Raw genomic sequence first — 12,951 nt, 5'->3', positions numbered from 1 at the left:
ATGGATAAGATAAAGGAGAACATAAATGGAAGAAAATCAAACAATGATAAAAAAAGATGTCATCATTATCGGTGCTGGACCAGCAGGCATGACGGCGGCTTTGTATGCTTCACGGGCTAGCTTAGATACCCTAATGATTGAACGGGGTGTTCCTGGCGGTGAATTAATGAATACAGCTGACGTGGAGAACTATCCTGGCTTTGGGAAGATTCCGGGACCTGAATTGGCAATGAAATTCTTTGAATCTGCCTCAGCTTTCAAGGCCGAAACGGTCTATGGTGCAGTGGATAAGGTTGAAATAAAAGATGGTAATAAATTAGTCTATTTAGCTGACAAGATATATCAAGCCCCGGTCTTAATTATTGCGACTGGAGCGACCCATCGTAAACTGGGAGTCTCAGGTGAGGAAGAGTTGGCTGGTCGCGGCGTCTCATATTGTGCAGTCTGTGATGGTTTCTTCTTCAAAGATAAGGATGTCATGGTAATCGGTGGTGGCGACTCTGCCGTAGAAGAAGGCACCTATCTGACTCAATTTGCTAATTCAGTGACGGTAGTTCATCGGCGGGATGCCTTGCGTGCCCAAAAGATCCTACAAGAGCGGGCTTTTGCCAATCCTAAAATGAAATTTATTTGGGACAGTGTGGTCGATGAAATCCAAGGTCAAGATCAAGTGGAAAGCATTAAACTTCGCAATGTTAAGACCGATGAAGCCTCTACCCTAGCCTTTGATGGTGTTTTTGTCTATGTCGGACTGGTTCCTAATAGCGAACTATTCACAGACTTAGGCATTACCGATGAACAAGGCTGGATTATTACCGATGATCAGATGCAAACAGCCCAAGACGGCATTTATGCCATAGGTGATGTGCGGGCCAAAAACCTACGTCAGGTAGCAACAGCGGTTGGCGATGGAAGTATTGCTGGCCAAAAGGCCTATGATTATATTCAAACATTAGCCTATCAAGAAGAATTGTAGAAGGGAAGATATTAGGATGGCTTGGCAAGAGACATTTCAGTTATGGTCAGAGTTTCCCAATCTCGATGCGCAGATGAAACAAGATTTAAGTCAAATGGATTTAGTAGAACGAGAAGAGGCCTTTTCTCAGCCATTAGAATTTGGGACTGCTGGCATGCGCGGCGTGATGGGACCCGGAATTAACCGGATGAATATTTATACGGTAGGTCAAGCGAGTGAAGGTTTAGCTCAATATATTGTAGCCAGGGGCTCAGAAGCTAAACAAAAAGGGGTGGTCATTGCTTATGATTCGAGACACCAGTCTCAAGATTTTGCCCTACACGCTGCCTTAGTTTTGGGAAATCATGGGATAAAAACCTATATATATGAAAGCTTAAGGCCAACCCCTGTCTTATCCTTTGCCGTTAGGTATCTAGAAACTTTTGCTGGAATTATGATAACGGCCAGTCATAATCCAGCAGAATATAATGGCTATAAATTATATAATCATCTTGGCGGACAGATGCCTCCAGAAGCCATGGCCGATGTTTTGGCCTTTATTCAAAACATTGACAATCCCTTAACGATTTCCCTCGCAGACCGTAATCAGTTGATAGCATCAGGTCTCTTAGAAATCATCGGCGACCAAGTCGATCAAGCCTATTTAGATCAGCTTAGGTCGGTTAATTTAGATCAGAATCTGCTACAACGGATGGGAGATCAGCTTAAGCTGGTCTATACCCCTTTACATGGAACGGGAGCTTATTTAGCTAAGAAGGCTTTGGTTCAGGCTGGCTTTTCTCAAGTTAAATTCGTGGAAGAACAGACTCAGCCAGATGGTGATTTTCCCACAGTTAGCTTACCGAATCCGGAAGATCCTGCCGCTTTTACTTTAGCGGAACAATTAGGTCGTGATAATGGCGCTGATATTTTGTTAGCGACGGATCCAGATGCCGACCGGCTTGGCCTGATGGTTGCCGATCATGAGGGAGAATTTCACTTTCTGACTGGTAATCAAATTGCGAGTTTAATGCTCTATTATCTATTGGAACAGAAAGCTAGCCAAGGTCAACTTACCAGCAATAGTGTTGTGGTTAAGTCGATTGTTTCGACCCACCTTGCTGATCGTTTAGGTCAGGCTTACGGGATTCAGGTTCAAAATGTCTTAACCGGTTTTAAATATATTGCTGACAAGATTGATTTATTTGAGCGTCAACACTCGGCTAATTTTATTTTTGGTTTTGAAGAAAGTTATGGCTATTTACTGCGAGCATTTACTCGCGACAAAGATGCCTTGCAAGCCCTACTCTTTATTGGTGAAATGGCCGCTTATTATAAGGAACAAGATAGAAATTTACTGCAAGTTCTGGAAGAGATTTATCAATCCTATGGCTATTACTATGAAAAAACTATCTCAGTTGCCTTTCCAGGATTGAAGGGCCAAGCAAAGATGGAGAAGTTTATGCAAGCTTTAAGAGATCAAAGCCAGCACAAATTTGCCAATTTGCAAGTAGAGACGCGATATGATTATTTACAAGGGGTAGCTATCGATGCACAAGGACGGGCCACTTCTTTGAGTTTACCTAAAGCCAATGTACTTAAATACTTATTGGAAGATGGGTCATGGTTAGCTTTTCGACCGAGTGGCACCGAGCCGAAGATGAAGATTTATCTGGGAGCCGTCGCTGATGATCAAACTGCGAGTCTCAATAAATTAAAGCGTTTAGCAGAGGTCGCTCGTCAACTCATTCAACCCGCTTTGGAGTAATTCTTATCGCCTTTAGACAACTATGATATAATACATTCATTAAAGGAGAGGCTAATCATGACAGATACCTTAGAATTGGTTATTATTACCGGCATGAGTGGAGCAGGTAAGACAGTGGCTGTTCAAAGTTTTGAAGACCTAGGTTATTATTGTATTGATAATATGCCACCGAGCTTACTGCCGACCTTTTGGGAATTAATGAAAGAATCAGGCAAGATTACCAAGATTGCTCTGGTCATTGATTTGCGGACACGTGAGTTTTTTAATGAGATTGACAATGTGATTAAGAAGATGGACAATACTCAGGCGATTACGACGCGGATTTTGTTTCTTGAAGCGAGCGATCAAGCACTCGTTGCGCGTTACAAAGAATCTCGTCGTCACCATCCTTTGGCTGTGGATGGCCGAATTCTGGAAGGGATTACCAAGGAACGCGAAATCCTCAAGGATATTCGTAGTCGTGCCCAGATGATTGTAGACACCTCAGAAACGAGCCCTCGCCAACTCAGAGCCATTATTATGGAATCTTTCGCTAGTGAAGGTTTTGAACCCTTTCATGTGGATATCGTTTCTTTTGGTTTTAAATATGGTCTGCCGATTGATGCGGACATCGTGATGGATGTGCGCTTTTTACCGAATCCCCATTATATTGATGAATTGAGAGATAAGACCGGACAAGACCATGAAGTTTATGATTATGTGATGATTCAACCTGAAACGCAAACCTTTTATTATAAATTTATTGATTTGATTGAATACTGCTTGCCCGGCTATAAGCGCGAGGGCAAGGCCAATGTAACGATTGCGATTGGCTGTACCGGTGGTCAGCATCGTTCCGTAGCGATTGCAGAACGCACAGCCAAGCATTTGTTAAATGATCAATATCACGTTAAAGTAATTCATCGTGATATTAAGAAAAGAAAGAGCTAATCTTATGACACAAAATCATAAATATAAAATCACAGTCATTGGAGGCGGCACCGGCTTACCAGTGATTCTTAAAGGATTGAAGCATTTGAATGCTGATATTTCTGCCATTGTCACCGTAGCCGATGATGGTGGATCAAGTGGGACATTGCGGAATTATATTAATGTGGTGCCTCCCGGAGATATTCGTAATTGTATGACGGCCTTGTCCCAATGGGATCAGGATTTATTAGACTTATTTCAATATCGCTTTGACAGTGAAGATGCCTTCTTAGCGGGCCATGCTATTGGTAATTTAATTATTGCGGCTCTCAAAGAAATGAAAGGCTCATTGAATGAGGCGATTCAAACACTGGCCAAATGGATGGAAATTAAAGGGCAGATTCTGCCAGCGGCGGAGGAACCCTTAGTTTTGAATGCGCTCTTTGAAGATGGGACGATTGCCATCGGTGAATCGAAGATTGCTGGCCATCGTAAGAAAATTCAACAAGTGATGGTAACTACGGTCGATGGTGATCCGGCGATTAAAGCTTCACCTCAAGTCGTTGATGCTATCTTAGAAGCAGATATGATTGTCTTGGGGCCTGGTAGCTTGTATACATCAATTTTGCCAAATTTAATGATTGATGAAATTGGTCAGGCAATTTGCCAAACGAAAGCTCAAGTGGTTTATATTTGTAATATTATGACCCAGTTAGGTGAAACGGAGAATTTCACCGATGCGAATCATGTCGAGGTCTTACATCAGCATTTAAATGATCACTTTATCGATACGGTTTTGGTCAACCTCAGTCCAGTTCCCGAAGATTACATTCTTCACCAACCGAACCAGGAATATCTCTTACAAGTTCGCCATGATTTTAAAGGCTTGCAGGACCAAGGTTGTCATATTATTTCCAGTGATTTCTTAAATATGAAAGATGGCGGGGCCTATCATGATACTGAAGAAGTGGTCCATGAGTTGGATCATCTCTTAGATCGGATAAAACTCGTCGGCAAAAACAAAAAACACCAATAAGGTTGGCGTAGAAGGGTGAGCTTATGATGACCTTTGCGGCAGAAGTTAAGAAAGAATGTACTTTGTTAGAGGTGCATCCAGAACATGCCAAGGCAGAACTGATGGCATTAATACGCATGAACGGGGCAGTAAGCTTGCACCAGCAACGATTTATTCTAAACGTTCAGAGCGAGAATGCGGCGATCGCTCGCAGAATCTTCTCCTTATTAAAGGATAATTATCAGGTAGAATCGGAACTGATTGTCCGCCGTAAGATGAAATTGAAGAAGAATAATGTGTATATTGTGCGTTGTCGTCAGAATGTGGATAACTTATTGAAAGACTTAGAAATTTTTGATGGTTTAAGAATTTCCACAGCGATTCCCCTCAGTATCAAAGAGGACGAACAGAAAATGCGTTCATATTTACGCGGCGCTTTCCTAGCAGGAGGATCGGTGAATAACCCTGAATCTAACAACTATCACCTGGAAATTTATTCCAATTATGATAGCCATAATTTGGATATTTGTGCTTTAATGAATCAATTTAATCTAAATGCTAAAACCATTGACCGGCGCAATGGGCATATTACCTATCTCAAGGAAGCCGAGAAGATTTCTGATTTTTTAGCGATTATCGGTGCGTCGAGTGCTGTGCTCAAATTCGAAGATATCCGCATCGTCCGTGATATGCGCAACTCAGTCAATCGTTTAGTCAACATGGAAAATGCAAATATGAACAAGACGATTGATGCTTCACAAAAGCAATTAGAAGCCATTCGTCTAATCGAACAGCATTATGGATTGGATAGTTTACCAGATAAATTACAAGTGATGGCTGAATTTCGCTTAGCTAATCCGGATATGAGCTTAAAGGAATTAGGGGAGCGGGTGCCAGGCGGCCCGATCTCTAAATCTGGCGTGAATCATCGCTTGCGAAAAATTATCAAAATTGCCGAAGAAATTTAAGGTATTTCACTCCAGATCTTGTATCTACTTTATAGAACAAGACAAAGGAGTGATTTTTTTATTGAATCAAGTCGTTTTTGTCGGCCGTTTGGTCCGTCAACCAGAATTGAAAGAACTTGCAGAAAATCTCTGTGTTGTTAACAATTGTATCGCCGTCCATCGTCCTCTGCGCAATCAGCACGGGGAAGAGGTTACCGATTTTATCCCTTTTGTTGTTTGGAATCGTTTGGCCGAAATTCTGGTCAAATACTGTGACAAAGGAGATCAAATTGCCCTGTCAGGAAGAATGCAAAGTCGTAAATATGAGAATAAAGAAAAGCAGACTGTTTATGTGGTAGAATGCTTAGTGGCTGGTTTAACCTTGATTGCTGGACCAGTAAATAAAGCTAAGAATATGACAACAGACCTATGTGAAGAAGAAACATTTACCAGTGAGGAAGCCGAAGAATTTCAGAAAGTGATTAGCGCCTTAAAAAATAAAGCGGAAGAGGTAAAAATATGAAAAAATTAAAAGTATTTGTGGCACTTTTTGGCTTAGCAGTTAATTTAATGGGCTTATTGGGTCAAACAGAAATGGTTGCTCTCGGCGGACCGGGAGACGGACTTCCTCCTGTAATTTGGAAAGCTCCTACCCGTTAAGCAATTAGACCAAATTATGTTGTTTTCAGTTTTCTACGGTTAGGCTGATTATCTCAAACTGTTGTTTTTCATATGGGAAGTTTTTAGCAAATAGATCTGTTGATCAAATCCGTGTCCTTGTTTATTACAGGGGCACGGATTTTTAGCCTGATTTCAGATCAAAGAAATTTATTCAAGTGGGCAGAATCATCACTGTATCAGCGACGATGAATCCATTTCAAGCATAAAGATACACTTATAGGCAATAGACTAGGACCTGTATACAAGCTGAAACCTATACATAATAATAAATCTCTATAAGGAAAATGGGTACGAAAGATAGCAGAAATTATTCGGCTTAACTATAATAATTTACAGAAAGCGAATATGGGCAGGAGAGACAGCATGGAGTATTTGAATAATATTAAACGCTATCGAGAATTCTATCATTGGTCGCAGAAGGAATTGGCTGACGGAATCTGTAGTCAGGGCATGATTTCAAAAATTGAACAAGGCTTAGTTTGTCCAGATATTGATATCGTGATTAAATTAGCCAATAAATTCGAAATTTCAGTCTCACAATTATTAGGAGAGTCTGCCACAGGGTATTTACTGGACTCGGTTAAAGCAGAAATTCGTCAATTAAATCAACGTCGTCAGTTTGATCGTTTGCAAGCGTATCTCAGTGAAGTTGGCTTTAACAATTTAACTTATCCCCAGGAATTTAAATGCTGGGTCTATGCCGTGATTGAATATGAATTACATGGCAATACGGACAAAGCTTTGGCTTTATTACAAGAAGCCTATCAGTTAAAAAGTAAGAAAAGCCGGGTTCACCATTTCAAGGTAATTGTGGCTTTGGCTTCTATCTACACCGAAATTGGCAAGCTACAAAGAGCCTTAGAATATTTTCAGGAAGCGTATGTTATTTATAATAGTAATCCGTTGGACTTCTATCTTAAACGTAAATTCTTATACAATATGTCGCGCTGCTATTTGAAATTAGATAAAATTGATCAGGCTTTGTATTATTGTCAGATGGCGATTCAGGACATTAGCCATGACGATCATTTAACCTTTGCCGACCACCTGCACTTATTATTGACCCATATTTATTTAAGAGCGAATAATTTACAACTAGCTCAGAAAGCATTGATGAAAACTAAGTTGCTTATGGAAATTAAACCCAATCAGCTGATGCAACCTTTCATTGAATTTACCCAATTAAGGATGGAATTATTGCAAAATAAAGATCGTTGAGTCCAAGACTTATTCTTCTCATGCTAGAGTCCGATGATTGATTATTGTATAATTGAATCAACGACAAAAAGGATGTGAAGATAAAATGCGAATCCTAATGATTGAAGATAATGAATCTGTCAGTGAAATGATGTCAATGTTCTTCGAGAACGAATCTTTCGAAGCTACTTTTAAATATGATGGTGGGGAAGGACTAGCTGCTTTCAAGGCCAGCCCGGAGACGTGGGATATGATTATACTCGACCTCAATCTTCCGACCATGGATGGGATGCAGGTATGTCGAAATATCCGCAAGATCTCCCAAGAAGTGCCCATCATTATGCTAACTGCTCGAGATTCAGAGAGTGATCAAGTGATTGGACTCGAAATGGGAGCCGACGACTATGTGACTAAGCCTTTCAGCCCGATTACCTTATTGGCTCGGATTAAGGCATTATATCGACGGGCTCATATGGATAGTGTCGATGAGGTCAAAGAAGATAAAGCCTTTGATATTCAAACTAAAGTGATTAAGATCAATACTCAAACCCGGGAAGCCTATTATCAAGATCAACCCATTGAGAATTTGACCCCCAAAGAGTTTGATTTATTAGTGATGTTTGCAAGTAATCCTAAGCGGGTCTTTAGTCGTGAAGATTTATTAACGAGTCTTTGGGAAGATCCTTTCTATGGCGATGAACGTACAGTCGATGCTCATATTAAGAAATTACGTCAGAAGATTGAACAAGTCGGCGAAGAGGTTATCCAGACAGTCTGGGGTGTCGGCTATAAGTATGAGGAAGTAGGAGACTAGATGAAGTTCCTCTGGCAACAAATCATTAGTTTCTTTATTCTAATTTTTCTGACGTTAGCCATTATTTCCACCCGGATGGAATCTTATATGACCCAGCAGGTAACCAGTAAATTGGAAGAACAACTGTTAAATTACGGCGATAATATCGTCAACAATAATTTTTCGCGGAATGATTTGGTTCGCACGACTCAGTTATTGGCCAGTGAAGGGATCTTAATTCAAGTTTATCTTCAAGATGGACGAACCATCTATCCTACCTACGATCAACGCTTTGATGCGAATTTATCTCAAGAAGATTTAGAAGCAATCCAGTCAGGACAATATCTTGGCTTTCGTCACGTCGAGCGTATGAACTATCAGGGTCAGATGGAGACCTTTCTGATTGTTTATCTACCCCATCATGATGTCGGCCAGTTTCCTGGTGGCTTTATTTCCTTAGCAGCTCCCTTGAATGAGTTACAAAGCCAAATTCAAGAAATCCGTAAGAATATTATTCTTTCTTTCATCATTACCGGCTCGATTGGGATTATATTGAGTATGGTTTCAGCCGTTTATCAAACACGGAAAATTAAGAAATTACAAGTCGTCACTCGTGAGATTACGTCGGGGAACTATGATTTGGAGATCGATGTTAAAGGGCGAGATGAGTTCTCGGACCTTGCTCGTGATTTCCAGAAGATGGCCGATTCACTTTTGGCTTCTGATGAAGAGGTAGCCCGTCAGGAGGCATTGCGTCGCCAATTTATGATGGACGTAGCCCACGAGATGCGGACCCCTTTGACGACCATGTCTGGTATTCTGGAAGGGTTACAACATGATATGATTCCAGCCAAGCAACGGGGACGTAGTTTAGAATTAATTGCCAAAGAGACCCAGCGTTTAACGCGCCTAGTTAATGAACATTTAGATTATGAGAAAATTATCAGTCAGCAGTTTGTCCTCAAGAAAGTAAAAATCAAAGGCCAAACCTTCTTTAAAGAAATTCAACAACAGATGAATGTTAAGGCTCAAGAAAACCTTGATTATATTGTGATTGAAGCGGATGAAGATTTGGTCTTTTGGGCCGATTATGACCGTTTGATGCAGATTATTATTAATCTGTTGACCAATGCCATTCAGTTCTCCCAGGAAGAAGAGATTAAACTGATCGGAACGATGGAGAAAGATTACGCTCAAATTCAGGTGGTCGACCATGGGATTGGTATCGACCCTGAAAATTTAAAGAGTATCTGGGAACGATTCTATAAGGTTGATGAATCACGTAAGAATACTAAATTCGGTGAGTCAGGAATTGGTCTTTCTGTGGTTAAATCTTTGGTGGAAGCCCACCAAGGGACTATTCAGGTTGAAAGTCAAGTAAACAAAGGCTCAACCTTTACTATACAACTACCCCATTACCAAGAGATAGAAGGTGAAGACCATCAAGGCACATAGGCTTACGATTATAGTTGCTGCCATCGTGGTTCTGGTGGTCTTAGCAGCTTATTATCATTTCTCTTTGAGTGCTGGGCCCGCTCAACAAATTCTATTGGCTCGACAAAATGAAGCCAAGTTAATCGAAGCGGTTGATAAATTGTATCAAGATGATCAGCAAGTCTATCCACGCCTAGATCTCAGTGAAGATGACCGCCAGCATATCGAGGATAAAATACAGCAATATAGTCAACAGCATTCGGATAAGGCTCAGGAGCTTCAGCAGGCTTGGCAGAAATATGAAGATAAAATGGCCAGTCTCGAAGCAGTCCAAGGCATGTACCAACAAGCAGTTGTCGATCAAGAAGGCCATTTTGTTAACAGCAAGCTAAAAGATAAGTTGAACTGGGAAGAGGTTCAAGAAATTGATCAGCAATACACAGTCAATCATCAAGCAGATGCTTTTCAAGAGGGAATTAATCAGTTAATTAGTCAGGCAAAACATCAAGTCGATTTACTGAGACGTAGTGAACGGGAGCTGGCCGATTTGGAGCATTTACCGGTGACTCCAGAATATCAGTCTATTTTAGCCAAAGCTTTGAATGATATCTTTGTTGTCCTGGCAGAATTGCCTAGCGAGCCGCAAAAAACAGATTATCAAAAACAGGTCAATCAGCGTTTAAACACACTGGTTCAGCAGGTGGAGGCAGATTGGCCCGAAGAAGCTCGAGAAGCATTGATCCAGGCAGTTCCGCAATTGAAAGATTATTTGAAAGAGGAGGATTAGGTTGAGAACTTTAGTTATTATCGGTCATCCCGAGGTCGATGATTCACAAAGTCATCAATTCCTCTTACAAACCGGTCAAGCGATGACCGATGTGACGTATTTTGATTTGGGAGCTTACTATCAAGAGCAGCAGAAATTTGATCCTGAAATTGAGCGTAATCGGTTAAAGGAATTTGATCGGATTATTTTTCAATTTCAATTGTATTGGTACCAAGCTCCAGCAATACTAAAAGCCTGGTTTGATCAAGCTTTTCCCAATGCTTATCAGATTGATTTGTGGCGACCAATATTAGTCGGTAAAGAAATGGGCACGGTCGTCTTATCCGGAACAAAACTTTCAGCCTACCGAACTGATTCTGGACAACGAGCGACTCTCTCTGAATTATTATCACCCTATCGAGCCTTCGCTCATTATTGGCAAATGACCTATTTACCTTATTTTGCCGTTGGTCAACTAGCTGCTAAGAATCCAACCCAGCAGTGGCGTTTGATGTTCGACTATGTGACCTATTTAGAAACCGGCCGGGTTGGCTCTTTTCGAGCTTTACAGCAAACCATTCTCAGTCAGCTTGGCAAGCTGATTGATCAAGGATTCATCGAACAAGAGACCGATGCTTTGGAATTAGATTTGTTCTATCAACAGCTAGTCCAACAAGCGGATCTTTTAGAAGAACTTTATAGGTTGGAAGGAGAGGAAGTCTAATGACCGATATTTGGCCGAATCGCTCGATTGATCAATGGATGAATCAAGTACAGACATATCCACAGCAGGCTACCTTGTATATGGCTCAAGAGCTTTATCACGAACAAGTGCAACGATTAAAACTTAAGGAAAGCCAATTGGACGGTCAATTATGGCAACGGACCCGTTGGGATCAACAAAGCTAATGACAGAAACTGAATGGTCAATTGAGTCGCTTCAATCAAAAAAGTCCTGACACCTTTTCGCAATGAGGTGTTAGGACTTCGTTTTATTTATTCGTTAATGGTCACTAAGGTATAGTTCTTTTTCCCTCGACGAACGACATAGTATTTTTGACCGATAGCAATCTCAGGATTGATTTCAAAATCAACATCAGTATATTTTTGACCGTTAATCGTAATAGCGCCGTTATTGATAAATTCACGAGCTTGTCGGCGGGAAGATACAATACCGGTATCAACTAACCAGACGGCCAAATTGTGTGCTTGGTGATCGGTAGTTGCTTGAGGCATATTCTTAAATCCTTGTTCAATCTGCCCGACAGTCAAGGATTGAATATCGCCAGTAAAAAGTGCTTCAGTAATTGTTTGGGCTTCTTCTAAGGCGGCTTGACTATGGACAAAACGCGTTATTTCTTCGGCTAAGCGTTTTTGGGCTAGTCTTAGATGAGGGCGTTCTTCAATTTCCTTGGCCAAATTTTCAATTTCTTCGGGCGTTAGGAAAGTAAAGTATTTCAAGAATTTAACTACATCATCGTCTTGTTGGTTGAGCCAGAATTGATAGAATTCGTAAGGAGAAGTTTGTTCCGGATCGAGCCAGATGGCATTTCCCGCTGATTTCCCAAATTTCGTTCCATCTGCCTTCAACATTAGTGGAATTGTTAAGCCAAATGCTTTAGCTTCAGGTCCCTCCACCCGACGAATATAATCCAAGCCGGCAGTAATATTGCCCCATTGATCAGCTCCACCAATTTGTAATTGGACGTGATGGTCCTTATAAAGATGGTGGAAATCCATCGATTGGAGGATTTGATAGGTGAATTCTGTAAAAGAAATCCCATGTTCTAAACGAGAAGCAACGACGTCTTTCGCTAACATGGTATTGACATTAAAGTGCTTGCCAATATCCCGTAAGAAATCCAGAAGACTTAAGTCATGCGTCCAATCATAATTATTTAAGATAGTAAAGTCATCGCCAAAAATATGTTGCATTTGTTCAGTCAAACGACGGGCATTCTCTTTAACCACTTCCTTGGTTTGCAAGGTTCTTTCACTCGTTCGACCAGAAGGGTCACCAATCGAACCAGTGGCACCACCGATAACGACAACCGGATGATGACCTTGCAACTGAAATCTCTTAAGAATCATGAATGGAATAAGATGCCCAATATGCATGGAGTTGCCAGTTGGATCCACGCCACAATACAGGGTAATCGGATGTTGTTCGATTTCTTCAATCAGGCCTTGCTCATCTGTCTGTTGATTAATGGCCCCACGCCAGATGAGTTCTTCAATTATATTCATCTGCTCACTCCTTGATTAACTTTAACTAATATTATAGGGAAGAAAGCAATAAATAACAATAGTTTAAGTATTCTTTAAGTTTTCTTAAAATTTTACAGGACTGTTACAATGTAGCTACGAATTGAATAAAATGCTTTCCTAAGCCATTTTTTGTGATATCCTAATCATGTTATTAAATTGGAATTTTTATCTGAGTTCCTGTGAAAAAAGATTGAAGATATATAAGATATTTATGAAGA

14 protein-coding genes are annotated in these 12,951 nt (G+C 40.8%); 13 read left to right on the top strand and 1 reads right to left on the bottom strand.

The features are described from left to right. Positions 1-25 precede the first annotated feature (25 nt). From trxB to BMX34_RS05465, 13 genes are all read left to right on the top strand, one after another. Positions 26-976: a thioredoxin-disulfide reductase gene (gene trxB, locus BMX34_RS05520; RefSeq protein WP_092571668.1), complete on the top strand. Its 951-nt coding sequence runs from the start codon at positions 26-28 to the stop codon at positions 974-976. 16 nt (positions 977-992) lie between these two features. After that, entirely contained in the window at positions 993-2,723 is a 1,731-nt protein-coding gene (locus tag BMX34_RS05515) for a phospho-sugar mutase (protein ID WP_092571665.1), read from the top strand. Between the two features lie 57 nt (positions 2,724-2,780). After that, entirely contained in the window at positions 2,781-3,653 is an 873-nt protein-coding gene (gene rapZ / locus BMX34_RS05510; protein ID WP_092571663.1) for an RNase adapter RapZ, read from the top strand. A gap of 4 nt (positions 3,654-3,657) precedes the next feature. Beyond that, on the top strand, positions 3,658-4,668 hold the full coding sequence (locus BMX34_RS05505) for a gluconeogenesis factor YvcK family protein (RefSeq protein WP_092571661.1): 1,011 nt from the start codon (positions 3,658-3,660) through the stop codon (positions 4,666-4,668). Between the two features lie 26 nt (positions 4,669-4,694). Continuing rightward, a complete protein-coding gene (gene whiA / locus BMX34_RS05500; protein ID WP_092571748.1) occupies positions 4,695-5,615 on the top strand; it encodes a DNA-binding protein WhiA in 921 nt (306 codons plus the stop codon). A 61-nt stretch (positions 5,616-5,676) separates the two neighbouring features. After that, the gene (locus BMX34_RS05495) at positions 5,677-6,117 is read left to right on the top strand and encodes a single-stranded DNA-binding protein (protein WP_092571659.1); all 441 of its coding nucleotides are present in this window, start codon (positions 5,677-5,679) and stop codon (positions 6,115-6,117) included. Next, positions 6,114-6,254, top strand: a complete 141-nt coding sequence (locus tag BMX34_RS09735; RefSeq protein WP_159428860.1) for a hypothetical protein — start codon at positions 6,114-6,116, stop codon at positions 6,252-6,254. The genes BMX34_RS05495 and BMX34_RS09735 overlap by 4 nt, the downstream gene beginning before the upstream one ends. Before the next feature lie 384 nt (positions 6,255-6,638). Beyond that, positions 6,639-7,493, top strand: coding sequence for a helix-turn-helix domain-containing protein (locus BMX34_RS05490; RefSeq protein ID WP_159428859.1), 855 nt, complete (start codon positions 6,639-6,641; stop codon positions 7,491-7,493). Between the two features lie 85 nt (positions 7,494-7,578). Then, positions 7,579-8,286: a response regulator transcription factor gene (locus BMX34_RS05485; protein WP_092571655.1), complete on the top strand. Its 708-nt coding sequence runs from the start codon at positions 7,579-7,581 to the stop codon at positions 8,284-8,286. After that, a complete protein-coding gene (locus BMX34_RS05480; RefSeq protein ID WP_092571652.1) occupies positions 8,287-9,720 on the top strand; it encodes a sensor histidine kinase in 1,434 nt (477 codons plus the stop codon). Further along, positions 9,698-10,486, top strand: a complete 789-nt coding sequence (locus tag BMX34_RS05475) for a hypothetical protein (protein ID WP_092571649.1) — start codon at positions 9,698-9,700, stop codon at positions 10,484-10,486. The genes BMX34_RS05480 and BMX34_RS05475 overlap by 23 nt, the downstream gene beginning before the upstream one ends. A 1-nt stretch (position 10,487) precedes the next feature. Further along, positions 10,488-11,189, top strand: coding sequence for an NAD(P)H-dependent oxidoreductase (locus BMX34_RS05470; protein WP_159428858.1), 702 nt, complete (start codon positions 10,488-10,490; stop codon positions 11,187-11,189). Next, a complete protein-coding gene (locus BMX34_RS05465) occupies positions 11,189-11,374 on the top strand; it encodes a hypothetical protein (RefSeq protein ID WP_092571645.1) in 186 nt (61 codons plus the stop codon). Before BMX34_RS05470 ends, BMX34_RS05465 begins: the two co-directional genes overlap by 1 nt. 87 nt (positions 11,375-11,461) lie before the next feature. Here the strand turns inward: BMX34_RS05465 and tyrS are convergent, their stop codons facing one another. Then, on the bottom strand, positions 11,462-12,712 hold the full coding sequence (tyrS, locus tag BMX34_RS05460) for a tyrosine--tRNA ligase (RefSeq protein ID WP_092571643.1): 1,251 nt from the start codon (positions 12,710-12,712) through the stop codon (positions 11,462-11,464). Positions 12,713-12,951 lie beyond the last annotated feature (239 nt).

This window comes from Ignavigranum ruoffiae (genome assembly GCF_900110675.1).
Classification (GTDB): domain Bacteria; phylum Bacillota; class Bacilli; order Lactobacillales; family Aerococcaceae; genus Ignavigranum; species Ignavigranum ruoffiae.
Note: the sequence above shows the minus strand (reverse complement) of the source record. Positions and strands in the feature narration are given on the sequence as shown.